Raw genomic sequence first — 23,490 nt, 5'->3', positions numbered from 1 at the left:
CCCACGAAGCACTTCACGGAGGGGGTAGGGACCGCCTGTATCCTCGTGGGCGTTCATCCGCCCCGAAAGGTTGGTTCCCGTGAAGCACCTCGTCCTGCACGTCGGCGCGCACAAGACCGGTACGACGCTCGTGCAGAAGGCCCTACGTGCGAACCGTGAGGCCTTCGCGGCGCGTGGTTACGACGTACTCATCCGCAACGAGTACGAGAACCTCACCGAGGGATACCACTCCCGGTGGCGCAGGCAGGGCGGCAGCCTCCGCAACGTGACCAAGGCCTTCGAGATGGTCCGGAACGCGGCGACGCAGGACAGCCTGATCATCTCGCACGAGGACCTCCTGGCCTCGGTGCACTCGTTCCGGACCGGCCCGCTGTACGCGCCCGCCGGCGACGTCCTCGGGATCGCCCAGGAGGTGCTGCGGCCGGAGCGCACCACGGTGCTGCTGTACGTGCGCCGCCAGGACCGGTTCGTCGAGAGCTCCTACCTCCAGACCGTACGCGTGGGCTCGACCCAGTCGTTCGAGGAGTTCATGAAGCCCGTGACCTCGGACAACCTGCGGTGGGACACCCTGGTCGAGACGATCAAGGGGGCCGTCCCCGCGGACGCCGAGGTGCGGGTCAACTACTTCGAGGGCATCAAGGAGCTGCACTCGCGGCCGTTCGTGCGCGAGTTCTACCAGCAGACCGGCGCGGGTGTGACACCCTCGTTCTCCTTCAACACCGAGGCCGTCAACCGCGGGTACTCTGACGCGGCACTGAAGCTCGCGCTCGTCGGCAACGGCGAGCTCGACGCGGAGGACCGCCGTAAGCTCCGCCTGTTCCTCGACGCCAACTTCTCGAACGTGACGCACCCGTCGCCGCTGCTCCTGACGCCGGAGCAGCGCGAGCAGATGCTGACCGAGCTCGCGCCGTCCAACAAGGCGCTGCACGAGATGGTGACGCCCGGCATCTCGCAGGCCGCGGCGGACCTCGCGGTGAACAAGGGCGAGTCGCCCTACCTCCGCGGCGGGAAGTGACCCGCACCGCGACATGACGTTCCGTCGCCCAGGGGGCGGCGGGCTTGGCAGATCTGACCACACTGATCAAGGATGGTTCCCGTGCATTCCAAGACCCGGCGCGTGACACGATGAAGCGACTTCGACTGTTCCATTTCGACATCAAGACGTACGGCAACTACGGGGACACCCTGCTGTTCGAGACCGTGCGCGAGCTCTTCGAGGGCTTCGCGGGCGGGGACGCCTTCGAGATCGTCCAGAGCCGACAGCTGCGCGACCCCGTGACCGCGCGTCTGGTCGACTTCATCAACGAGAACGTCGACGCCGTCGTCGTCGGCGGTGGTGGCCTGTTCCTCAGCGACACCAACCCGAACCAGCGCTCCGGCTGGCAGTGGAACATCTCGCTGGACCTGCTGCGCCGCATCGAGAAGCCGCTCATCATCTTCGCGGTGGGCAACAACCGCTTCATCGACCAGCCGGACTTCGAGGACCCGTTCCGCGAGCACGTCAACCTGACGCTCGAGAAGTCGGTGTTCTTCGGTCTGCGCAACCACGGCTCGGTGGAGACCATCAAGCCGTACATCAAGGAGTCGAACCGGGACCGGGTCACGTACCAGCCGTGCCCGACGACGCTCTCGTCGTTCCTGTACCCGGACCTGTTCCGCGACGAGATCCCGCACGAGCGCCGCATCTCGGCCGAGTCGATCGTGGGCAAGCGCCAGGCGCGCGCCGGGTTCGACGCCGACAAGATCTACGCCGACCAGGTGGACGTGCTGGCCAAGCTCTCGGGCGAGGGCTGGCGCATCGAGAGCGTGCCGCACGCCCGTGCCGACATGGGCTTCCACGACCGGCTCACCGAGCGGGGCATCGTGGACAGCGAGCACGTGCTGTGGGGCAACCGCGACGTGCTCTACCAGGGCATCGAGTACTTCGCCGGCCTGCCGATGATCCTGGGCACGCGCGGCCACGCGCAGATGGTGCCGTTCGGCATGGGCGCGATCCCGCTGTCCCTGTACGTGCACCACAAGATCCGCTACTTCGCGACCGACATCGGCCACGCGGACTGGGCGATCGACCCGCGCGCGGACGGCTTCCAGGACACCCTGTACCGCACCATCAACGAGTCCTACGAGCGCCAGCCGGAGCTGCGCAAGGAGCTGGCGGGCGTCCGCCAGGGCTTCTTCGACACGTCGATGGACAACCTCGCGACGATCTACAAGAACCTCACGGGCGAGACGGTCACGCCGTCGTTCCGCGCGCTGACGCCGCAGGAGCGCCGCACCGCGGCCCGGGCGTACGACTCGTCCATGCGGTTCGACAAGCTCGAGCAGGACAACGGCCGGCTCAAGCGCGAGCTGAACAAGGCGCGCAAGGACCTCGAGGCCGTGGGCGGTCCCCGCAAGCAGCTCGTCCCGGACGGCCTGCGCCGGCGCCTGCGCCCGCTGCGCAAGCGCCTCATGGGCGGCTGACCTGACGTGAGCCGGAGCGCCGGGGTGGTCCGCCGACCGCCTCGGCGCTTCGTCGTGCCCGGAAATCCGCGCCGTCGGGCCCGCCCGCGCGTACTCTCGGTGCGATGAAGCACCTCGTGCTCCACGCGGGCGCCGCCAAGACCGGCTCCACGCTCGTGCAGAAGGCCCTCAACGCCAACCGGGAGAAGCTCGGGGCGAAGGGTTACGCGGTCCTGGTCCGCCACGACTACGAGGCCGCCACCGGCGGGGCCCACGCGCGGTGGCGCCGCAAGGGCGCCGGGATCGAGAACGTCGGCCTCGGTTTCGCGCGGCTGCGCGACCAGCTCGACCACGAGAGCCTCGTGCTGTCGCACGAGGACCTGTTCGCGACGGTGCAGTCGTTCCGCAGAGGACCGGTCTACCGGGCCGCGGGCGACGTGCTGCGCATCGCCGTCGAGGAGCTGCGCCCCGAGCGGGTCACGGTGCTGTTCTACGTGCGCCGGCAGGACCGGTTCGTGGAGAGCGCCTACCTGCAGACCGTCCGCATGGGCTCCACCCTCACGTTCGAGGAGTTCATGGAGCCGGTCGCCGACGAGTACCTGCGCTGGGACGTGCTCGTCGACCAGATGCGGGCGGCGCTGCCCGACGGCGCGGACCTGACGGTCAAGTACTTCGAGACCATCAAGACCCTGGGGTCGCGCGGCTTCGTGCGGGACTTCTTCGCGGCGACCGGCGCGGGCGTGCCGCCGACGTTCTCGTTCAACACCGAGAGCGTCAACCGGGGCTACTCGGACGTGGCGCTGCAGATCGCGCTCCTCGGCAACGGCCTGCTGGAGAAGCAGGACACGCAGGAGCTCCGGCACTTCCTGGACGCGCACTTCTCCAACCTGACGCACCCGCCGCCCCGGCTCCTGACCCCGGAGCGGCGGGCCGGACTGCTCGCCACGCTCGCGCCGTCGAACGAGGCCCTGCACCGGGGGATCGGCGCGGACGGTACGTCGCCGTACCTGCCCGGCGGCTCCTGACGTCGTCGCGGCTGCACGCGCCCCGGGTGACGTCGTCGCGGTCCCCGCGCAGGTCGGGCGGCCCGCGGTTATATTCCCCTCAGAGGGGGCAGCCGCGCGATGTGAGGGGACCATGCGACGTCTACGCCTTCTGCACCTCGACCTCAAGACCGTCTACAGCTACGGCGACCAGCTCCTGTTCGAGCTCGTGCGCCAGACCTTCAACTCCTGGGGCGGCGGTGAGCAGTTCGAGCTCACGAGCAGCAGCCCGTTCCGCGAGCGGGCGACCACCGCGTTCGTGGACGACATCAACGAGCACTTCGACGGCGTGGTCATCGGCGGCGGGGGCATCTTCCCGCGGCGCACCAACGCCACACCTGCCTCGGGCTGGCAGTGGAACATCACCACGGAGCTCCTGGCGCGGCTGAGGAAGCCGATCATCGTGTTCGGCGCGGGCAACCCGGCGCCGTTCGACCCGGAGCGGTACAACGAGGTCTTCCGCAGGCACGTCAACCGGACGATGGCGCAGAGCGTCTTCTTCGGGCTGCGCTCGACAGGCGCCGTCGAGGACATGCGCGACTGGCTGGAGGCGCCGGAGGACGCCCCGCAGCTCACCCTGCAGCCGTGCCCGACGACGATCGCGCGCGTGCTGCTGCCGCGCATCGCGAGCGAGCCCCCCGACGAGGACGCGCGGCGGATCGGCATCCAGGTGGGCCTCGAGACGGCGCACGTGGACTCGGGTCTGGAGCCCGACGCCGTCTTCCCGCGGCTGCGGGACCTCGTCCTGGCGCTGCAGGAGGACGGGTGGGCTGTCGAGTTCCTGGGCCACAAGCGCACGGACATGAAGTTCTTCCAGGAGTACGGCGCCGAGCTCGGGCTGGTGGGGCACCGGCTCTTCGGGAACACCCGGGTGCTGTTCGAGGGCGTGCGCACCTACGCGCACCTGCCGGTGGTGCTCGGGGCGCGCGGTCACTCGCAGATGATCCCGTTCGGCCTGAACAACATCCCGCTCTCGCTGAGCACCAACAACAAGATCAAGTACTTCGCCCACGAGATCGGCCACCCGGAGTTCCTGGTCGACCCGTGGCGGAGCGACTTCGCGACCGACGCGTTCGCGCGGATCGACGAGGCCGACCGGAAGCGCGCGGTGCTGCGCGCGGAGCTCGCGGCCACCCAGCAGCGGTTCGTCGACACGACCCGGCACAACCTGTCGGTCATCTACGAGCGCCTCACAGGGGAGCAGGTCGACGCCGACCTCGTGCCCTATCGCGAGCGGGAGCTCAGCCTCGCGCAGGCCTGCTACGACGCCGACTTCGAGCGGCGCCGGCTGGCGGAGGCCGCCCGCGACGCGCAGGCCGGGGCGCGGGAGCAGGCGGGCGACGCGGCCGCCGCGCGCACCGCGAAGCCCACCCGCGCGGGTGCGCACGCGGCCTCGGGCAAGCAGGGGTCGCTGGCCGCCGTCCGGCGGATCGTGCGGGCCGGACGCCGCAGGGCCCGTCGGGTGCTCAGCCGGTAGCACGAAGCCCGTGGGGCGAGAACCGGAATGTTCTCGCCCCACGGGCGTCGTTGTGCACGGCGCAGGCTCTGTCTGTCGTCGCCTGAGCCTGCGGCTCCGCTCCGGGCGAGTGCCTCGTTCCTCGGCCCTCACCCTGCGCTGCGCCTCCGGCTCAGGCGAGCTTCTTCTTGATGGAGCGCGCCTGCGCCAGCATCATGTCCTTCATCACGCTGCGGCGCGGGTCGATGGCGTACGCCTGCTTGAGCACGCGCGCGCAGTCGTCGTGCCGGCCCAGTCGGCGGTACGCCTTGGCCAGCTCGCGCAGCTCGCCCGACGTCGGCTGACGCTCCGCGATGACGCCCTCGAGCAGGCGCACGGCCTCGTTCGCCTTGTTGGTCCGGTTGGCGAGCTGGGCCTGCCGGAACGGGCTGCTGCTGCCGGCCTCCGGCGGCTTGCCGCCGGCCGCGGTGTGGCGCAGCTCGCGCACCAGCTCGTTCTTCTCCCAGTCGGAGAGGTAGTCGAGCCAGGCGTAGTCGAGCTGGTCGTACCGCTCGCCCTTCGACGTCGGCTCCCACGGCTTGCGGCCCACGTAGTGGAGGACCTTGACATCCTCCTCGTTGAACACCTGCGGGTGGTGGGAGTAGATGCGCTTGGTGGTGTTGTACTCCAGCGGCAGCTTGCGCCAGTCCGAGAAGAACTGGTTGAGGAAGCCCTGGTCGCCGCCGTCGTACGACGTCGTGTGGCTGAGCTGCGACATCATCTTCTCGAACATGCCGTGCGACGGGTTCACGGCGAAGACGCCGGAGTTGAACACGTTGCCGTCGGGCAGGTCCAGGCCGGCGTCGGGCACGGCGGCGAAGTCGTCGCCCTCGAACAGCTCGTCCAGGCTGCCCTTCACGACGGTGTCGCTGTCGAGGTAGACGACGCGGTCGAAGAAGTCGAGCCGGAACACGTGCAGCTTCGTGTACGTCATCGCGAAGCGCGCCTGGATCTTGTTGCCGCCCGAGTTCATCGGGTTGCGGATGCCCGGGACCTGGATGGTCCGGATGTCGCTCGCGGCCAGCGCGCTGCGGTCGGCGTCGGGCGTGACGAGCGCGATGAGCGGGACGTCGGAGTGCTCGCGCAGCGAGTTCGCGAGGGCGCGCGCGCCGTGGTGGTACGAGCCGGAGACCACGGTGATGTACGCGCACTTGCGACCGTCGATCTCCTTCCACAGCGGGCCGCCGACCGCGGGGACGATCACGGAGGTGTCCTCGCCGACCTCGGGGAGCTCGAGGTCCACGGTGTCCTTGGACACGGCGAGCGACGGCACCGCCTCGGGGGTCAGGTGCGGGCGCTCCGTCAGCTCGTCGGCCGGGGGCACGAACAGGTGCAGCGTGTCCGACTGGCTCACCGAACGGATGGTCGCGTCCGGGAACTCGGCGAGGCAGGAGCGCAGGAACGCGAGGTCGGAGTCCAGACCGTGGGCCGACTCGTAGCCCGGGGTGAGGTCCTTGTCCTTGAGCGCGGACTCCGCGGCCTGCGTGACCGTGTAGCCGTAGCGGCTGTCCTTGGACTCGTAGAGGTCGACACCCGCGAGGTAGATCTCGCGGAAGCCGACCCCGAGGCCGAACGCCAGGGCCTGCATGCCCGTGGTGGGCAGGCCGGGCCGGCTCATGAAGGCGCGGGCGAGGCGGGGGTGCCGCGCCGGGATGGACCAGGAGTCCAGCTCCTCGACGCCGGCGAGCGGGTCCAGGCCGTACTTGTCCCCGTCGCGGTTCGCGGCGTGGCGCATCGGGCTGAGGATCCGGCGGACGTCGTAGCGTCCCGAGCGGACCTCGTCCTGCAGCAGCTTCTCCAGCTTCTCGTTCGGGATGGCGCTGAAGTACGCGTCGACCCGGTCACCGAAGTGGTAGTTGCTCTCCAGGAAGAACCAGTTCATCCGGAAGACGACCACGCCCGCCGGGATCCGGTGATAGGGAGGCATGGCCGACGACGGCCCGTTGCCGACGATCAGCAGGGGCCTGTCGATCAGGTCGGCGAACGATGCGATCTCCGCGTCGCCCGGTTCACGGCCGAGCGGCACGCTCCGCATGGTGGGCATCGAGATAACTCCCTTTCGGTGTACTGAGACCGGTTGAGTCTAACGGCGATGTGGTGACACGAGAGGTCAAGCCTTGGCGACGTCCGCGGCCGCGGCGCGGACGTGCGGGAGCAGCAGCTGCTGGCGGTCCGCGACGTCCGCCCGGTACTCGTCCTCCCGGGCCAGCACGTCGAGGGTCCGCTCCGCGAGCCGGGCGCCGAGGTCGGCGTCGGCCACGTCGTAGCCCCAGTCCGGGCGCTCGACGTCCTCCAGGAAGTACCGCATCTTCGGGTGCGACACGATGCTCAGGACGGGGGTGCCCAGGCCGAACGGGATCATCGTCGCGTGGCCGCGCATGCCGATCACGAGCGACGCCTGCCGGTAGACGGCGAGCGCGTCGGCCTGGTCCATGTAGTGCAGCTCGTCGACGGGCAGCACCAGGTCGTGCGCCGCCTCCAGATCCTTCGCCAGCTTCAGGTCGCCGCGGGTGTGCGCGGCGATCCGCACCTCCGCGCCGCCCTTGCCCGCCTTCTCGGCGAGCTCGACGATCTGCTCGAGGAAGTCCGCGTACCCGCCGCCGAAGCGCCGCTCGCTGCGGTCGAACGCCGCGTTGACCAGGACCGTGCCGGAGCCGGTGCGTCCGGCGGGCAGGTCCGGGCGGATGCGCTCCAGCACGGTGGTCGGGCAGGGCACGAAGCGCACCTTGTCGTGCAGCTCGGCGGGCAGCAGGTCGCGCACGCGCTCCATCGAGCCGGTGTTGCGCAGGCCCAGGAACTCGGCCTTGCGCGTGAACTCGATCAGGCTGCGGCGGAACAGGTCGCCCTTGAACCGCTGCCCGGTGAAGAGGTTGAAGCCGACGGCGAAGGCGTAGACGGGCACCGTCAGCGCGTCGAGCGAGGCGGGCGGCACGTTCCACTGCCAGCCGCTGTTCGAGTTGGGCGAGGTGTCCGGGAGGAAGAGGCCGCCGCCGCCCACGACGAGCGCGCGCTGGGCGTTCGCGATCCGGACGAACTCGTCGTCGAAGACCTGGTGCGCGTGGAACGACGTCCACTCGGTGGGGCCGGCGGGCTCCGTGATCGCGTCCCGGACGGCGTCCGGCAGCACGATGTCGCCGAAGTTCTCCCCGCGGTCCACGTAGAACGCGACGTGGCCCATGCCGCCCGTGGGGGCGTCCGCCTCCGCCGGCGTGACCGGGTTCTCGGACCGGGCGAGCACGGTCCGCACCGACGAGCGCGGCATGTCGTGGCGGATCGCCTTGCGTGCCAGGGCGTGCGCCGACTCGTCGTCGTGCATGATCCAGGCCACCTGCGCCGCGCGCGCCGAGCCGAGGCCGGGGCTGGCGATCCGGAAGGCCCGGCGCGCCGCGTCGTAGCGGCTGAGCGCCGACAGCGTGGTGCCGAGGGCGACGAGGTACCGCTCGGTGACCATCCCGTACTGGCGGAACGTGCCCTGCAGCAGGTGCAGCGCCCCGGCGTGGTCGCCGTCGGCCGCGATGTACTCCGCGTTCTCGACGGCGACGTCGAGCAGGTCGGGCCGTGCCTCCAGCACCGTCATGCGGCCGGCGTCGGCGAACGCGTCCAGGAGGTCGCCCAGCGGGCCCTCCACGCCGTGGGTCAGGCACGCCACGAGGTAGCGGCCGAAGGCGGCGTCCGCCGCCCTGCGGTTCGCGAGGGAGACCGACGCCGCGAGCTCGCGCAGGTCGGCGAGGTCCGCCGGGCCGTCGTCGTCGCGCATCCCGGCCCGGAAGTCCACGAACTGCTGCATGTCCTCGACGGCGCGCTTCGCGTTGGCGTGGCGGCGGGCCACCGAGCCGGTGCCCTTGGAGGCGTCGTAGAAGTGCTGCTCCGCCGTCTCGGCGTCGCCGCCGAGGAGGGCGACGATGCCCGCGAGGCGGAGGGTCTCGGCGTCGGGCGCGCCCGTCCGCAGCAGCCGGGTCAGCGTGGCCGCGGCCGGCAGGTCCCCGCGGTCGATCGCCTTGCTCGCGCCGGCGAGCAGCGCCGCGTGCACCGCGGGGACGTGCTTCCAGGCGATCGCGCCCCGCGCGAGCGCGCGCGTGGTGGCCGCGTCGAGCTTCGGCCGGGAGCCCGTGGCCCGCTGCAGAGCGCGCATCACCTCGGCGGTACGCTGCGCGTTCTCACGCCGCTTGGTCCGGGAAACGGCTCGAGGCACGTCGCCGTCGTGCGGGGAGTTCGCCATGCGACCTTCGGTTCCGGGCACTCGAGCTGTCTCCGTTCTCGGCACGGTCACGCCGGCTTCTGGGGCGCCGCATACCGTTTCGTGGGGATTCTTCTGGGGGACCGGCGGCTGTCGCCGCGCTACGGCAGGATCCCACATCCTGCCCGGCGCCGGGGGCGGGCCCGTGTGCGTCGGACGGCGCGGGTCACGCTACTGTGGACGGCGTACCCGTCCCGTCCCGATCCGAGAGTGCCACGTATGTCAGTACCCGGTGAAACCCCGTCCGCCGTCGTCGTCATCCCGGCCCGGGGAGGTTCGCAGGGTGTACCCCTGAAGAACCTCGCGCGGGTGGACGGGATCACGCTCGTCGGACGTGCCGTCCAGGCGTCCCTCGCCGCCCCCTCGGTGGCCGAGGTCATCGTCTCGACCGACCACGACGAGATCGCCGCCGAGGCACGGCTGCACGGCGCGCGCGTGGTGGTCCGCCCCGCCGAGATCGCCGGCAGCACGGCGTCGTCCGAGTCGGCCCTGCTGCACGTGCTCGACCGCGTCGAGGCCGGGGACGGCGGCCTGCCCGCCCAGGAGATCCCGCCCGTCACCGTGCTGGTGCAGTGCACCTCGCCGTTCATCGACCCCGAGGACCTGGACACCGCCATCCGCCGCGTCACGCGCGGCGAGAAGGACGTCGTGGTCGCGGTCTCCGAGACGCACGACTTCCAGTGGCGCATCGACGACGGCGTCGCGACGCCCGTGGGCCACACCACCGACTTCCGCCCGCGCCGGCAGGACCGCGCGCCGCACTACCGCGAGACCGGTGCGTTCTACGTGATGCGCACGGACGGATTCCGTGAAACCGGCCGCCGCTTCTTCGGCGACGTCGGCATCCAGCCGCTGGCGCCCGAGTGGTCCATCGAGATCGACGAGCCGCGCGACCTCTGGCTCGCCCGCCAGCTCGTCGACCAGGAGAGCGACGCCGCGCCGGTGCCGCTCGACGTCGACGCGCTCGTCACCGACTTCGACGGCGTGCACACCGACGATCACGCCTACGTGGACCAGGACGGCACCGAGCAGGTGCGCGTGAGCCGCGGCGACGGCATGGGCGTGTCCCGCCTGCGCCGGACCGGCCTGCCGTTCCTCATTCTCTCGACCGAGACCAACAAGGTGGTCGCGTCCCGCGCCGACAAGCTGAAGGTGCAGGTCATGCACGGTGTCGAGGACAAGGCCACCGCGCTGCGGGCGTGGATCGCCGAGCAGGACCTCGACCCGGCACGGGTCGCGTACGTCGGGAACGACGTGAACGACCTGGCCGCCATGGCCGTCGTCGGGTGGCCCGTCGCGGTCGCCGACGCGCGTCCCGAGGTCAAGGCGCAGGCCCGGCTGGTGCTGTCCCGCGAGGGCGGGAACGGTGCGATCCGTGAGATCTGTGACCGTATACTCGCTGCGCGTCCGGGTGAAGTCACCGCCGGTTCGGCAGCCACCCAGACCCCCGTCGTCACCGGTTAGTCCCGACGACACGTAACAGCACTACCCTGTGCTCGACCCTTTCGGAAGGACCTTCTTATGAGCGCGACGAACGCGCAGCCCGCGCCGGTCACTATCGGCGACCTGCAGGTCGGCGCCGACCAGCCCGTGTACGTGATCGGTGAGATCGGCATCAACCACAACGGTGACGTCGAGATCGCCAAGAAGCTGATCGATGTCGCGGTCGAGGCCGGATGCCAGGCCGTGAAGTTCCAGAAGCGCACCCCGGAGATCAGCACGCCGAAGGACCAGCGTGACAAGATCCGTCAGACGCCCTGGGGCGAGATGACGTACCTCGAGTACAAGTACAAGGTCGAGTTCGAGGAGCCGGAGTACACGGAGATCGACGCGTACGCCAAGGAGAAGGGCGTCCAGTGGTTCGCCTCTCCGTGGGACGCCCCCTCGGTGGACTTCCTGGAGAAGATGGGCGTGCCGACCCACAAGGTCGCCTCCGCCTCGGTCACCGACCACGAGATGCTTCGTGCGCTCGCCGCCACCGGCAAGCCGATCATCCTGTCGACCGGTATGTCGACGCTGGAGCAGATCGACGCCGCCGTGGAGATCCTGGACACGAGCAAGCTCGTGATCCTGCACGCCACGTCGACCTACCCGCTTCCCCCCGAGGAGGCGAACCTGCGCACCATCACGACGCTGCAGGAGCGCTACGGCGTGCCCGTCGGCTACTCGGGCCACGAGACCGGCCTGCAGATCTCCCTCGCCGCCGTGGCGCTGGGCGCCGTGGCCGTCGAGCGGCACATCACGCTCGACCGCGCCATGTGGGGCTCGGACCACGCCTCCTCGCTCGAGCCCAAGGGCCTCGAGAACCTGGTGCGCGACATCCGCATCCTCGAGAAGGCGCTCGGTGACGGCCAGAAGCGCGTCATGCCCGGCGAGTTCTCGCCGATGTCGCGCCTGCGTCGCGTCGACGCCTGAGCCGAAGGCACAGCGCAGGGTGGGGGCCGAGGAACGAGGCCCCGCCCGGAGCGGAGCCGCAGGCTCAGGCGTCAGAAGAACAGAGTCTGAGCCACAGAGCCTGACACCGCACCACAGCTTGAGTCGTCGGAGGCGGGCACCGCACGCGCGGCGCCCGCCTCCGATGTTTCCGATTACTGACAGAACACGAGATCGTGGACCCATGGGTCCGGCCAGCGCGTCAACGAGAGGAGGCCTCGTGCCCGAGCGGGTAGAGGCGGCGAGCATGCCGTTGGTGACGGTGGTCGCCGTCGTACGTGACGAGGAGCCCTACCTCGAGGCGATGGTGCGCTCGATCCTGGGCCAGGACTACCCGCACCCGCTGCACGTGGTGCTCGCGGTGGGACCGTCCAAGGACCGCACCCGCGAGATCGCGGACAAGCTCGCCGTCGAGACCGGACGCGTCACCGTCGTGGACAATCCGACGGGCTCCAAGCCGCTCGGCCTGAACGCAGGCCTGGAGCGCATGCCCGAGGGGCACTCGATCTTCGTCCGGGTGGACGGCCACACGGTGGCCGAGCCCACGTACGTGCGCCGCGCCGTGGAGGCCCTCCAGGCCGCCGGCGCGGACGGCGTCGGCGGGCGGATGCTGCCCGTCGGCGACACCCCGGTGCAGAAGGCCGTCGCGCGCGCGATGAGCCACCCGGCGGGCCTGGGCGCCGCGTCCTTCCACACGGGCGGCGAGGCCGGCCCGGCCGAGACGGTCTACCTGGGCACGTTCCGCCGCGAGGCCCTGGAACGCGTGGGCGGGTACTCGCCCGTGTACGTGCGGGCCCAGGACTGGGAGCTGTGCCTGCGCCTGCGCACCAGCGGCAGCCTGCTGTGGTTCGACCCGTCGCTCGTGGTCGAGTACAAGCCGCGCCGCACGCTGGGCGCCGTCGCCACGCAGTTCTGGCGCACCGGGATGTGGCGTCGCGAGGTGGTGCGCCGCAACCCCGGCACCGCGAACCTGCGCTACCTCGCCCCGCCGACCGCCGTCGTCGTGCTGGGCGTGTCCGTCCTCGTGGCGATCGGCGGCGCCGTCGCAGGCTCGCTGCCCGTGACGCTGGTAGGCCTTGTGCCGCCGGCCGCCTACCTCCTGGGCGTGCTGGCGGCGTCCGCGCACGCGGCGACGCGCCGACCGCGGCTCGACCTGCGCTCGGCGCTGGCCCTGCCCGCCACGCTCGTGACCATGCACATGGCATGGGGCGCGGGCTTCCTCCGCGGCCTGACGGAACGCGTCCGGGTCGACGACGGCGTCTAGCCCTCGTCTACCCCTCGTTGAGTGCTGGGTATGTGTGGGTTTTCCGGTTTCGGACCCGCAAATACCCAGCACTCAACGAGGGAGGTCAGGCCTTTTTGTCCTGGAACATCAGACGGACGGGGCGGGTCGTCAGCCGGATCGTGTCGTAGGCGGCCTTCGGCAGGTACATCTGCAGCGCCATCCGCAGGTAGCGCGCGCGCAGCCACGGCTTGACCTCGGCCAGCTCGGTGAGCGTGCCGGCCTCGCGGCGGGCGGCCAGCTCCCGGACCGTCGCCGGCAGCTCCGAGTCGGTCGTGTGCAGGTAGTTGTCCTCGAGCCACGCCGCGTCGGGCTGCGGGCCGCCGGCGCGGAACGCCTCGGCGGCGTCGGCCACGTGCATCACGCAGCCGCTGCCGGCGAACGGCGCGTTGAGCAGCTCGGGGGTCACGCCGAAGTCGTCGATGATGACGGTCGACAGCCCGAGGGCCAGCCCTTCCATCGCGGCGGTCGAGCTGACGGTCATGAGCGCGGAGCCGGCCTGCAGCCACTCCGCCATCGGACCGTCGACGAACCGCAGCGCGTCGCTGCGGTGCCCCAGCCGCTCGTGCTCGGTGTCCCACAGCTCGTCGTACGGGAACGCCTCGTTGTGCGTCTGCCGCTCACCCTTGCGGGCGCGCAGCTTCACGATGACCTCGAAGTCGTCCTCGGCGAGCTTCGCCAGGCGGTCCAGCAGGGTGACGCGGTCGGGCCGGTTGTCCGGCACCTTGGCCTGCGCGGCGAACACGACGCGCTTGACCGGCTCGGTGCCCAGGCTCGCGGCCGAGTGCTCGAGGAACGGCAGGTGGGCCAGCGGTACCTCGGGCGTGACCCCGTGCGCGGCGAAGGCCTCGTGGTAGGCGTCGACCTCGAGGCGGCTGTGCACCACGAACGCGTCGCACCAGCGGCGCCAGCCCGTGCCCTCGGACGTGGCGGGCAGCGCCATGCCGGGCAGGCCGGTGATCAGGGCGGGGCGGCGCTTGCCCGCCGCGGCGACGACGGCGCGCGCCACGACCTCGGCGACGGGTCCGGTGGCCGCGATGAGCACGACGTCGGGGGTGTTGTCCCGGATCTGCGCGGCGAGGTCCCGGACGGGCAGGACGGCGGGCCGGACCACCGAGGACCCGGCGACGGCGGCGGCGATCTGACTGGTGGTCGGTGCGATCGGCGTCTTGACGATCACGGCCGAGCGGTCGAGCCCGCTCTCGTCGGCCGGGCCGAGCCTGTCGAGCGTCGCGCATGCCCACTTCAGATACGAGTCGCTGTCCGCGACCGCGAGCACGCGGATGGTCATTCGTTCGCCTCCGGGGAGTCGGTTTCCGAAGCGTCGTCGGCTGCGGCCCGGGCCTGCCGGGCGAGCTCGACGACGCTGGTCAGGTGTGCTCGCTGTTCGGCCGTGGCGCGCGGTGTCCACCAGTCGGCGGGCACGTCGAGCGCGGTGACGGGGACACCGAGCGGTGAAATGATAGTGGTCAGCAGGATGGTCGATGTCGACGGCAGGCTCAGCACCCGCTGGCCCGCCCGCAGGCCCCGCAGCCGGATCTCGACGGGGGCCCCGGGAGCGTCGACGGTGACACCGTCGATCTCGGCCAGGGTGGCGAGCAGCTCCGGCGTCTGCCGGCGGTGCGGCACGTAGCGCAGGGCGCTCTCCTTGGCCAGCGACCGGATCCAGTCGACGTACCGGTGGGGGTCGATCAGCTGGTCCGCGGCCATCGCCGACCCGACGACGATCGTGGGTTCCGGCATGGCCTCGTCGGCGGGCTGCGCGGTGAGCCAGCCGAACTGGTTGTGCCGCACGTCGAAGCCCTGGGCCCGCAGGCCCGCGGACAGGTCGGGGGTCAGCGGCATCGCGGTGAAGATCGTGACGCGGCCGTCGGCGGCGAGCGACCGCAGGCGGCCGGCGGCGACGGCGCCGAGCCGGCGGCGGGGGGCGCGCGCGGGCCGGCCGATCCGGACCAGCGGGTCGCGGCGCACCAGGAGGCGGCACAGCTCGAGGGTCGCCAGGCCGTCGTCGACCAGGACCATGCGCTCCGGGCGCCGGAGGGGCGCGGTGGCCTGGAACAGGCCGGAGAAGGCATCGCCCACGAGCCAGACGGGCTCGCGCGCGGTCAGGGCGCTGCGGCGGCCCGCCAGGTCGAAGGTCAGTCCGTCGGGGAGGCTGAGCTCGCGCACCGCGGACAGGGCGTCGCCGAGGGCGGGGACGTCGTCGCGCACGTGCACGTGCGTCTCGGTGCCGCCGTACCCGGCGGCGTGCGCTTCGACCGTGCAGAGCAGCTGCAGCGGCGACTCGACCAGGGCGCCGGCGACACGCGGGAACGCGGTGCCCGGGTCGGTCGTTCGAGGAGCGGGACGGGGGTGCTGCACGCGTGGCAGTCTCTCACGTGACACGTCCGCCGAGGTCCGGCGGGCGTGGTTCCGTGCGGTCCTCCACTAATCCCGACCACACTGCTAGGGTTCGTGACCCGCTAGGATCGAACGGCCGGATCGTCACCCGGCAGTGCCCCCGACCAGACAGGTATTTCCCAGACCGTGAGCACACCTACTACCGACGCGGCCGCGCCAGCAAAGCCTGCCGCCAGCGGTGATGCTAAGAAGCCACCGCCGCCGCTCGTCCCCGGCACGACGTCTGCCGAGCGGCTCGCTCTCGCGAAGAAGTACGGGCTGCGCCCCCTGAACGTCCGCCCGCCGCTGGGCGAGTACATCCGCGACCTGACCGGGCGCTGGGCCTTCATCCGCGTCCTGGCCACGTCGACGGCGTACGCCAAGAACCAGAACAACTACCTGGGCCAGCTCTGGGCAGTGCTCAACCCCATCCTCAACGCGACCGTGTACGTGCTGATCTTCGGCATCCTGCTCGGGCTCAACCGCGGGGTGGACAACTCGATCGCCTTCATCGTGATCGGCGTCTTCATGTACCGCTTCATCGAGTCCTCGGTGACCGGCGGTGCCAAGTCGATCAGCGGCAAGACCCAGCTGCTGCGGTCCCTGCACTTCCCGCGCGCCGTGCTGCCGATGTCGACGGTGCTGTCGCTGCTGACCACGCTGCTCCCCGCGATCGTGGTCATGTGCATCGTGTCGCTGCTCAGCGGGCTGCTGCCCGGCTACGAGATGATCCACATCACCTGGTGGTGGCTCCTGCTGCCCGCCGCCGTCGCGCTGATGTGGATCTTCAACACCGGGCTGGCCTTCTTCATGGCCCGGTACGTGGCCACGACGCCGGACATCGAGAACGTGCTGCCGTTCATCATGCGCGTCGTCATGTACGCCTCCGGCGTCATCTTCCCGCTCGCCGACTACGTGGCGCGGATGGAGATCCCCGAGACGTCCAAGGCGATCGTGGGCGGCATCCTGGAGTACCAGCCGGTCGCGGTGTACCTGTACCTGGTGCGCTCCGTGCTGATGCAGGAGGAGCAGTTCCCGCCCAGCGGCCTCATGTGGGCCCTCGGCGGCGTGTGGGCCGTCGTGTTCTTCGTGGCCGGGTTCATCGTGTTCTGGCGCGGCGAGGAGAGGTACGGACGTGACTGAGGCCGACGAGCACATGGACTTCGACCTCGAGGTCGAGCCCGAGGACGCCGGGCAGGAGGCGCTGGAGACCGACCTGGGCGACCCCTGCCTCGTGGTGGACGACCTGCACGTCGTGTACCGGGTCATCGGCGGCCGCGCCCGCAAGGAGGCCGAGAAGGGCGGGGCCGAGATCCGCGAGGTCAAGGTCAGGGTGCCCTTCCACAAGCGGCTGCTCCAGGCCGGACGCCGGCACGTCGGCGCGGTGAGCGAGGTGCACGCCGTGCGCGGTGTCTCGTTCACGGTGCGGCACGGCGAGTCCGTCGGGATCGTCGGCGTCAACGGCTCGGGCAAGAGCACCATGCTCCGCGCGATCGCCGGCCTCATGCCCCCCAAGAAGGGCAGCGTGCACGTCTCCGGCGAGCCGTCGCTGCTCGGCGTGAACGCGGCGCTCATGCCGCAGCTCTCGGGCGAGCGGAACATCATGATCGGCGGCCTCGCGCTCGGGCTCACGCCCAAGCAGGTCGACGAGAAGTTCGACGAGGTGGTGGAGTTCGCCGGGATCGGCGACTTCGTCTACCTGCCGATGCGGACCTACTCGTCCGGCATGGGCGCGCGCCTGCGGTTCGCGATCTCGTCGGCCGCGTCGCCGGACATCCTGATGATCGACGAGGCCCTCGCCACCGGCGACGCCGCCTTCAAGGAGCGCAGCAAGTCGCGCATCGAGGAGGTCCGCGCCAACGCGGGCACCGTCTTCCTGGTGAGCCACTCGATCTCGACGATCGAGGCCATGTGCACGCGCGTGCTGTGGATGCACCAGGGTCAGCTCGTCATGGACGGTCCCGTGCACGAGGTCGCCGAGGCGTACAAGAACTTCGTGCGCGCGCAGCGACCCGGCATGGGCCCGGCGCGCCGTCGGGCGCTGCAGCGCAAGCGCGCGGCGGAGGAGGCCGCACGGAAGAAGGCGGAAGAGGCCGAGCTGAAGAAGGCCGCGGAGGCCAGGGCCTGAGACCGGGGGCCCCGATGGGGCCCCGGGTGAGTGATCGGTAGAAGGTCAGGTGGTCGGCAGCCCGAGCTGCCGACCACCTGACCTTTTGCCGATCACCCGGATCCGCGCTGCCTCAGCCCAGGAGCGTCAGCAGGTGGCGGCGGACCGCGGCCACCGCGTCGGGGACCGGGACGTCGGTGGTGTCGATGACGAGGTCGGCGTCGTCGGGGTCCTCGTAGGGGGACGAGATGCCCGTGAACTCGGCGATCTCGCCGGCGCGGGCCCGGGCGTAGAAGCCCTTGCGGTCGCGGGCCTCGCACACCTCCAGCGGCGTGCTGACGTGCACCAGGACGAAGTGCGCCCCGGCCTCCTCCGCCATGGCCCGCACCCGCGCCCGGCCGGCGGCGAAGGGCGCGATCGGCGCGGCGACGGCGATGCCGCCGTGCCGGGCCACGAGCGCCGCCACGTAGCCGATGCGCTCGACGTTGGTCTCGCGGGACGCGCGGTCGAACCCGAGCCCCTTCGACAGGTGCTGGCGCACCTCGTCGCCGTCGAGCAGGGTAGTGCCCAGGCCGTCGTCCTCCAGCTCGGCCGCCAGGGCGCGCGCCACCGTCGACTTGCCCGAACCCGACAGGCCCGTGAAGAACACGACGGCGCCGCGGCGGTGCGCCCCGCTCGCGGCGCGGGTCAGCTCGGCCGCGGACGCCGGCGGGTACAGCGCGCGGACCGCCTCGTCCCGCACACCGGGCAGGGCCGCCACGCGCTCGGCCGTGGCCGGCGAGCGGTGCGCGGCCAGCCGCTCGACGCGGGCCGCGCCGTAGGCGGCGGCGACGTCGTCCAGGGATGCGCCGCTCCGCCCGGACCACGGCACGACGACGGTGGCCACCCGCGCGCCGGTGCGCTCGGTCAGGGCGGCAGCCAGGCCCTGGGCCGCACGCACGAGCCCCGGGGCGCCGACGACGCCGGGCCCGGGGGCGTGCCGCGCGACCGGCACGAGCAGCATGACGGGGCCGGAGCCTGCGTCGCTGCCGGAGCCGTCGCCGGAGCCGCTGCCTGTGTCGCCGCCTGTGTCGCCGCCCGCATCGCCGCCGGAGGCGAGCGCGACGGCGGCGTCGGTCTCCTCGCGGGTCGGCACCTCGGTGACGAGCAGGCCGAGGCCCGTGCCCGGGCCGTCGCCGAGGCCCGCCCGCACCTCGCGGGCTGGGCGGCGCACGGCGGCGTCCCACTGCGGGCCGATCGCCGCGGCGAGCGGCTTGAGCGGCTCGACGGACGGCGCCTCGCCGGGTCGAGCCGTGAGCCGGGCCAGCGGGGTGTTCTCGGCGTCGGTCAGCAGGACGTCGGCAGGCAGGGCGTCCGCCGGCAGGGCGTTCGCCGGCACGGCGCCGGCCGGGTCGCCGTCCGCCACGCCGGGCCGTAGGGCCGCCACGAGGGCCGACGGCGGGAGCGCGCCGCCGAGGGTGAGCTCGAGGACGTCCAGCTCGTCGTCGGACAGGACGCGGGCGGGGGAGTCGGTCATCGGTGCGGGCTCGTCTCTGCCGGGTCGTCGGCGGTCTCGGGTTCGGGTTCGGGGCCGGGGCCGGCCGGGGGGTCGGTCGCGGCTCCGGCCGCAGGTCCGGCTGTCTCTGCGGGCGGCCCGGCCGGGTCCTGGTCCCGGTCCCGGTCCGCCGAGTCTGCTCCGGGCGCGGGCGGAGCGGCGCCGAACCGGCGCTTGACCCAGAACCACACCAGGTTGCCGACCACCAGGGCGGCACCGGCCGCACCCAGCACCACCGGCAGGCTCGCGCCGAGCAGCTTGAGCGCGGACGCGAGCAGCAGGATGGCCAGGGCGCGGCGGATGATGCCGCCCGGCGCGCGCGACGACACGTGCGCGCCGAACCAGGCGCCCGGGATCGCGCCGATGAGCAGGGACGTGGTCAGCCCGAGCGAGAAGTCGCCGTACAGGATGTGGCCCAGCGACGCCGCGGCGACGAGCGGCACGGCCTGGACCAGGTCGGTGCCCACGAGCTGGGACGCCTTGAGTGCCGGGTAGAGCAGCAGGAGCACCACGATGACCACGGAGCCGGCCCCGACCGACGTCATGCCCACCAGGAGCCCGGCGACGGCGCCGAGGATCACGGTGGGGACGGGCCGGACCACGAGCTCGCGCGGCGCGGACGCCGGCGTCGGACCCTCGCCGAGCGCCGAGCGGCTGCGCACCATCTGCAGCACGGCGCGCAGCACGAGGCCGCCGGACGCGATGAGCAGGGCCACCCCGAGCACGGTCTGGAGCGCGGTGTCGAGGGAGTCGCCGAACGGCAGCGCCTTGATGAGCAGGGCGCCGGAGAACGCGGCCGGCACCGAGCCGATGCACAGCCACAGCACGAGCCGCAGGTGCACCGTCCGGCGCCGCAGGTGCACGATCGCCCCGGCGGGCTTCATGAAGAGGCTGGCGACCACGTCGCTGGAGACCGCCACGAGCGGGTCGACGCGGAAGACGAAGATCAGCATCGGCGTCATGAGGGCGCCGCCGCCCATCCCGGTCAGGCCGACGACGAAGCCGACGGCGAGGCCGCCCAGGACCAGGGGAAGGTCGACGCTCATCCGGCGCGGACCTCGGGCCGGGCGCTGGTCGTCAGTTTCCCGATCAAACTCATCGGAATAGTAGTCATTAGCGCTCCCTGCTGCCGGTAGTGATGCTTACTGGTCCACTGGCGCTGGATCGCATGCCGGAATGGTAGCCTCGGCGCGTCCGCCGGACTGCACCTGTGGCACCTTGGCCCCCTGTCGAGCGTCGCGTCAGGACGGCCGGATCTGCCGGAAGCCGTCCACCCTGGAGACCGATGAACGCGCCGTCCCCCTCGCTCCCTCCGGCGTCGCTCGACGACGACGCCCTCGCTCGCGCACTCGCCTCGGGAGCGGCGGAGGTGCTGCTCGCGCTCCGCGCCGAGGTCGACGCCGCCGGCGGCTCCTTCGACGCCAAGGAGCTGAAGGACGCGGGTGACGCCGCGGCCCAGGCCTGGCTCGCGGCCGCGCTGTCCGCAGCCCGGCCCGCCGACGCCGTCCTCTCGGAGGAGGCCAAGGACGACGCCGTCCGCACCGGTGTCGACCGGGTGTGGATCATCGACCCGCTCGACGGCACCCGCGAGTTTGCCGAGCGGCACGCCGACGGGCCCCTGGCCGGGCAGTGGCGGGACGACTTCGCCGTCCACGTCGCGCTCTGGGAGCGGGGCCCCGGCCTCACCTCCGGTGCCGTCGCCCTGCCCGCCCGCGGGCAGGTCCTGACCACCGCGGACGCCGTCGGGCGCGCCGACGACTCGGCCGCGGTGCTGGCCGGGGACCGGCCGCTGCGGATCGCCGCGAGCCGCAGCCGCCCGCCCGCCTTCGTGGCGGCGCTGGCCGAGCGCGCCGACGTCGAGCTGGTGCCCATGGGCTCCGCCGGGGTCAAGGTGCTCGCGGTCGCCGACGCTACAGTTGACGCTTATGTCCACGGCGGTGGGCAGTACGAGTGGGACTCCGCGGCGCCGGTCGCCGTGGCCTCCTCCCGCGGTCTCGTCTGCACCCGCCTCGACGGATCCGAGCTCGAGTACAACCGGGAGAACCCCTGGCTCCCCGACCTGTTCGTATGCCCCCCGGCCCTCGCTCCGCGCCTGCGTGAGCTGCTCGACTCCGTAGGTGTCGAGTCCGTGGTCGGGGCAGATAGCAAAGAAGGTGCTTGAGGAGTGAAGAGTCACGTCCTGAGCCAGCTGCGCAGCCTGGAGGCCGAGAGCATCCACATCATGCGCGAGGTGGTCGCCGAGATGCAGCGGCCCTGTCTGCTGTTCTCCGGCGGCAAGGACTCCATCGTCATGCTGCACCTCGCGGTCAAGGCGTTCGCCCCGGCGCGCGTCCCGTTCCCGATCATGCACGTCGACACGGGCCTGAACTTCCAGACCGTGCTCGACTGCCGGGACCGCTGGGTGGAGCGCACGGGCGTGCAGCTCGTCGTCGCCTCCGTCCAGGAGGGGATCGACCGCGGCCTCGTGCAGGAGGAGCCCAACGGCTCGCGCAACCGGATCCAGACGCCGGTGCTGCTGGAGGCGGCCGAGAAGCACGGCTTCGACGCCCTGTTCGGCGGCGGCCGCCGCGACGAGGAGAAGGCCCGCGCCAAGGAGCGCGTGTTCTCCTTCCGCGACGACTTCGGCCAGTGGGACCCGAAGAACCAGCGCCCCGAGATCTGGAACCTCTACAACGGCCGCGTCCACCAGGGCGAGTCGATCCGGGTGTTCCCGCTGTCCAACTGGACCGAGCTGGACATCTGGTCCTACATCGAGGCCGAGGACATCGACCTGCCCGACCTCTACCTCGCCAAGGAGCGCGAGGTCGTGGAGCGCAGCGGCATGCTCTACGAGGTCAACGACTTCACGCCGCTCAAGGACGGCGAGAGCGCCCAGGTCCTGTCCACGCGCTACCGCACGGTCGGCGACGCGAACCTCACCGCCTGCGTCGAGTCCGCCGCGGCCACGCTGCGCGACGTCGTCGAGGAGGTGGCCGCCGTCCGCCTGACGGAGCGTGGCGCCACCCGCGGCGACGACAAGGTCAGCGAGGCCGCCATGGAGGATCGCAAGAAGGAAGGCTACTTCTGATGACGACGACTCTTCCCGACGCCACCGAGGCGCACCCCGAGGTCGCGAGCGGCGACCTCCTGCGGTTCGCCACGGCCGGCTCGGTCGACGACGGCAAGTCCACCCTGATCGGCCGGCTGCTGTTCGACAGCAAGTCGATCTTCGCCGACCAGCTCGAGTCGGTGGAGCAGGTCAGCCGGGACCGCGGCAACGACTACGCGGACCTGTCGCTCCTGACGGACGGGCTGCGCGCCGAGCGCGAGCAGGGCATCACCATCGACGTGGCGTACCGCTACTTCGCGACGCCCAAGCGCAAGTTCATCATCGCGGACACCCCCGGCCACATCCAGTACACGCGGAACATGGTCACGGGCGCCTCGACGGCGGACGTGGCGCTGATCCTCGTGGACGCGCGCAAGGGCGTGGTGGAGCAGTCGCGCCGCCACACGTTCCTGGCCACGCTGCTGGGCGTGCCGCACGTGGTGGTCTGCGTGAACAAGATGGACCTCGTGGACTACGACGAGCAGGTCTTCGAGAAGATCCGCGCGGAGTTCACCGAGTTCGCCTCCCGGCTGCGCGTGCCCGACCTGACCTTCATCCCGGTGTCCGCCCTGGCGGGCGACAACGTGGTGACGCGGTCCGAGAACATGCCGTGGTTCGACGGCTCGCCGCTGCTCAGCCACCTCGAGCGCCTGCACGTGGCCTCCGACCGCAACCTGGTCGACGTCCGGTTCCCGGTGCAGTACGTGATCCGGCCCCAGCAGAACGACACGCGCGACTACCGCGGGTACGCGGGCACGGTCGCGTCCGGGGTCATGAAGCCGGGCGACCGGGTGCTGGCCCTGCCCGCGGGGCTGGAGACCACGATCGAGTCCATCGACACGGCCGACGGCCCCGTCGAGGAGGCGTATCCCCCCATGTCGGTGACGGTGCGGCTGGCCGACGAGATCGACATCTCGCGCGGCGACATGATCTGCCGCCCGAACAACGCCCCGACGGTCACGCAGGACGTCGACGCGCAGATCTGCTGGATGGACGAGTCGGCCGCCCTGGTGCAGGGCAAGAAGTACGCGATCAAGCACACCACCCGGTGGGCGCGCGCGATGGTCAAGAACATCAACTACCGCGTCGACGTGAACACCCTGCACCGCGACGAGGAGGCCACCGAGATCAAGCTGAACGAGATCGCGCGCATCCGCCTGCGCGTGACCCAGCCGCTGTTCGTGGACTCCTACCAGGCCAACCGCCAGACGGGTGCGTTCATCCTCGTCGACGAGGCGACGAACAAGACCGTCGCCGCGGGCATGATCGGCGGGGCCGCGCACCAGTACTGAGTCACCTCCGGGTCACCGCTCGGGCGGGGTCCGACCAGCGCTGGGTGCGTCCACCCGGTCCTGATACGCTCCGCAGCGCCAGAGGGCCGCCGACCTCGGTCGGCGGCCCTCCGACGCTGCCGAAGTGGTCCCTGGCCAGGGTGCTCGTCCCCTCCGCC

18 protein-coding genes are annotated in these 23,490 nt (G+C 71.5%); 12 read left to right on the top strand and 6 right to left on the bottom strand.

The window, feature by feature from the left end:
• The first annotated feature begins 79 nt into the window (after nucleotides 1-79).
• The 4 genes from ACZ7LE_RS26485 (at nucleotide 80) to ACZ7LE_RS26470 (ending at nucleotide 4,962) form a co-directional block, all read left to right on the top strand.
• Nucleotides 80-1,015 carry a hypothetical protein gene (locus ACZ7LE_RS26485; RefSeq protein ID WP_470406196.1) on the top strand — a complete coding sequence of 312 codons (936 nt, stop codon included), beginning with the start codon at nucleotides 80-82 and terminating at the stop codon, nucleotides 1,013-1,015.
• A gap of 110 nt (nucleotides 1,016-1,125) precedes the next feature.
• Nucleotides 1,126-2,463 carry a polysaccharide pyruvyl transferase family protein gene (locus ACZ7LE_RS26480; RefSeq protein ID WP_470406195.1) on the top strand — a complete coding sequence of 446 codons (1,338 nt, stop codon included), beginning with the start codon at nucleotides 1,126-1,128 and terminating at the stop codon, nucleotides 2,461-2,463.
• 104 nt (nucleotides 2,464-2,567) lie between these two features.
• Nucleotides 2,568-3,467 (top strand): hypothetical protein, encoded by a 900-nt coding sequence (locus tag ACZ7LE_RS26475; protein ID WP_470406194.1) that lies wholly within the window; start codon nucleotides 2,568-2,570, stop codon nucleotides 3,465-3,467.
• 112 nt (nucleotides 3,468-3,579) lie between these two features.
• Complete coding sequence (locus ACZ7LE_RS26470) at nucleotides 3,580-4,962, top strand: polysaccharide pyruvyl transferase family protein (protein WP_470406193.1); 1,383 nt, start codon at nucleotides 3,580-3,582, stop codon at nucleotides 4,960-4,962.
• Nucleotides 4,963-5,113: 151 nt separating this feature from the next.
• Here the strand turns inward: ACZ7LE_RS26470 and ACZ7LE_RS26465 are convergent, their stop codons facing one another.
• Both ACZ7LE_RS26465 and ACZ7LE_RS26460 read right to left on the bottom strand, forming a co-directional pair.
• Complete coding sequence (locus ACZ7LE_RS26465; protein WP_470406192.1) at nucleotides 5,114-7,024, bottom strand: glycosyltransferase; 1,911 nt, start codon at nucleotides 7,022-7,024, stop codon at nucleotides 5,114-5,116.
• A 66-nt stretch (nucleotides 7,025-7,090) separates the two neighbouring features.
• A complete protein-coding gene (locus ACZ7LE_RS26460; protein ID WP_470406191.1) occupies nucleotides 7,091-9,112 on the bottom strand; it encodes a polysaccharide pyruvyl transferase family protein in 2,022 nt (673 codons plus the stop codon).
• Nucleotides 9,113-9,436: 324 nt separating this feature from the next.
• Between ACZ7LE_RS26460 and ACZ7LE_RS26455 the strand changes: the two genes are divergently transcribed.
• From ACZ7LE_RS26455 to ACZ7LE_RS26445, 3 genes are all read left to right on the top strand, one after another.
• A complete protein-coding gene (locus tag ACZ7LE_RS26455; protein ID WP_470406190.1) occupies nucleotides 9,437-10,681 on the top strand; it encodes a cytidylyltransferase domain-containing protein in 1,245 nt (414 codons plus the stop codon).
• Between the two features lie 57 nt (nucleotides 10,682-10,738).
• The gene (locus ACZ7LE_RS26450) at nucleotides 10,739-11,632 is read left to right on the top strand and encodes an N-acetylneuraminate synthase family protein (protein WP_036959513.1); all 894 of its coding nucleotides are present in this window, start codon (nucleotides 10,739-10,741) and stop codon (nucleotides 11,630-11,632) included.
• Between the two features lie 238 nt (nucleotides 11,633-11,870).
• Nucleotides 11,871-12,914: a glycosyltransferase family 2 protein gene (locus ACZ7LE_RS26445; RefSeq protein ID WP_470406189.1), complete on the top strand. Its 1,044-nt coding sequence runs from the start codon at nucleotides 11,871-11,873 to the stop codon at nucleotides 12,912-12,914.
• Nucleotides 12,915-12,999: 85 nt separating this feature from the next.
• Here the strand turns inward: ACZ7LE_RS26445 and ACZ7LE_RS26440 are convergent, their stop codons facing one another.
• Both ACZ7LE_RS26440 and ACZ7LE_RS26435 read right to left on the bottom strand, forming a co-directional pair.
• Nucleotides 13,000-14,223 carry a DUF6716 putative glycosyltransferase gene (locus ACZ7LE_RS26440; RefSeq protein WP_470406188.1) on the bottom strand — a complete coding sequence of 408 codons (1,224 nt, stop codon included), beginning with the start codon at nucleotides 14,221-14,223 and terminating at the stop codon, nucleotides 13,000-13,002.
• A complete protein-coding gene (locus ACZ7LE_RS26435; RefSeq protein WP_470406187.1) occupies nucleotides 14,220-15,293 on the bottom strand; it encodes a hypothetical protein in 1,074 nt (357 codons plus the stop codon). The genes ACZ7LE_RS26440 and ACZ7LE_RS26435 overlap by 4 nt, the downstream gene beginning before the upstream one ends.
• 165 nt (nucleotides 15,294-15,458) lie before the next feature.
• Here ACZ7LE_RS26435 and ACZ7LE_RS26430 point away from each other — a divergent pair, with 165 nt between their 5' ends.
• Both ACZ7LE_RS26430 and ACZ7LE_RS26425 read left to right on the top strand, forming a co-directional pair.
• Nucleotides 15,459-16,454, top strand: a complete 996-nt coding sequence (locus ACZ7LE_RS26430) for an ABC transporter permease (RefSeq protein WP_397398459.1) — start codon at nucleotides 15,459-15,461, stop codon at nucleotides 16,452-16,454.
• Nucleotides 16,447-17,439 carry an ABC transporter ATP-binding protein gene (locus tag ACZ7LE_RS26425; protein ID WP_470406186.1) on the top strand — a complete coding sequence of 331 codons (993 nt, stop codon included), beginning with the start codon at nucleotides 16,447-16,449 and terminating at the stop codon, nucleotides 17,437-17,439. Before ACZ7LE_RS26430 ends, ACZ7LE_RS26425 begins: the two co-directional genes overlap by 8 nt.
• A 112-nt stretch (nucleotides 17,440-17,551) precedes the next feature.
• Here ACZ7LE_RS26425 and cysC read toward each other — a convergent pair whose 3' ends face one another.
• Complete coding sequence (gene cysC, locus ACZ7LE_RS26420; RefSeq protein ID WP_470406185.1) at nucleotides 17,552-18,934, bottom strand: adenylyl-sulfate kinase; 1,383 nt, start codon at nucleotides 18,932-18,934, stop codon at nucleotides 17,552-17,554.
• A complete protein-coding gene (locus ACZ7LE_RS26415; protein ID WP_470406184.1) occupies nucleotides 18,931-19,998 on the bottom strand; it encodes a sulfite exporter TauE/SafE family protein in 1,068 nt (355 codons plus the stop codon). Before ACZ7LE_RS26415 ends, cysC begins: the two co-directional genes overlap by 4 nt.
• Before the next feature lie 239 nt (nucleotides 19,999-20,237).
• Between ACZ7LE_RS26415 and ACZ7LE_RS26410 the strand changes: the two genes are divergently transcribed.
• Genes ACZ7LE_RS26410 through cysN form a run of 3 tightly spaced genes read left to right on the top strand, consistent with a single transcriptional unit; the run spans nucleotide 20,238 to nucleotide 23,332 of the window.
• A complete protein-coding gene (locus tag ACZ7LE_RS26410) occupies nucleotides 20,238-21,113 on the top strand; it encodes an inositol monophosphatase family protein (RefSeq protein ID WP_470406183.1) in 876 nt (291 codons plus the stop codon).
• A gap of 3 nt (nucleotides 21,114-21,116) precedes the next feature.
• Nucleotides 21,117-22,019, top strand: coding sequence for a sulfate adenylyltransferase subunit CysD (gene cysD / locus ACZ7LE_RS26405; protein WP_470406182.1), 903 nt, complete (start codon nucleotides 21,117-21,119; stop codon nucleotides 22,017-22,019).
• Entirely contained in the window at nucleotides 22,019-23,332 is a 1,314-nt protein-coding gene (gene cysN, locus ACZ7LE_RS26400; RefSeq protein ID WP_470406181.1) for a sulfate adenylyltransferase subunit CysN, read from the top strand. The genes cysD and cysN overlap by 1 nt, the downstream gene beginning before the upstream one ends.
• Nucleotides 23,333-23,490 lie beyond the last annotated feature (158 nt).

Source organism: Promicromonospora sp. NPDC110617 (assembly GCF_055598465.1).
This window is presented reverse-complemented; position numbering and strand designations above follow the sequence as displayed.

Coding starts and splice junctions, on each gene's coding strand:
- ACZ7LE_RS26415 (WP_470406184.1), bottom strand. CDS start 19,998: ATGAGCGTCGACCTTCCCCTGGTCCTGGGCGGCCTCGCCGTCGGCTTC.
- ACZ7LE_RS26410 (WP_470406183.1), top strand. CDS start 20,238: ATGAACGCGCCGTCCCCCTCGCTCCCTCCGGCGTCGCTCGACGACGAC.
- cysC (WP_470406185.1), bottom strand. CDS start 18,934: ATGACCGACTCCCCCGCCCGCGTCCTGTCCGACGACGAGCTGGACGTC.
- ACZ7LE_RS26465 (WP_470406192.1), bottom strand. CDS start 7,024: ATGCCCACCATGCGGAGCGTGCCGCTCGGCCGTGAACCGGGCGACGCG.
- ACZ7LE_RS26470 (WP_470406193.1), top strand. CDS start 3,580: ATGCGACGTCTACGCCTTCTGCACCTCGACCTCAAGACCGTCTACAGC.
- ACZ7LE_RS26460 (WP_470406191.1), bottom strand. CDS start 9,112: ATGCGCGCTCTGCAGCGGGCCACGGGCTCCCGGCCGAAGCTCGACGCG.
- ACZ7LE_RS26440 (WP_470406188.1), bottom strand. CDS start 14,223: ATGACCATCCGCGTGCTCGCGGTCGCGGACAGCGACTCGTATCTGAAG.
- ACZ7LE_RS26455 (WP_470406190.1), top strand. CDS start 9,437: ATGTCAGTACCCGGTGAAACCCCGTCCGCCGTCGTCGTCATCCCGGCC.
- ACZ7LE_RS26480 (WP_470406195.1), top strand. CDS start 1,126: ATGAAGCGACTTCGACTGTTCCATTTCGACATCAAGACGTACGGCAAC.
- cysN (WP_470406181.1), top strand. CDS start 22,019: ATGACGACGACTCTTCCCGACGCCACCGAGGCGCACCCCGAGGTCGCG.
- ACZ7LE_RS26475 (WP_470406194.1), top strand. CDS start 2,568: ATGAAGCACCTCGTGCTCCACGCGGGCGCCGCCAAGACCGGCTCCACG.
- ACZ7LE_RS26450 (WP_036959513.1), top strand. CDS start 10,739: ATGAGCGCGACGAACGCGCAGCCCGCGCCGGTCACTATCGGCGACCTG.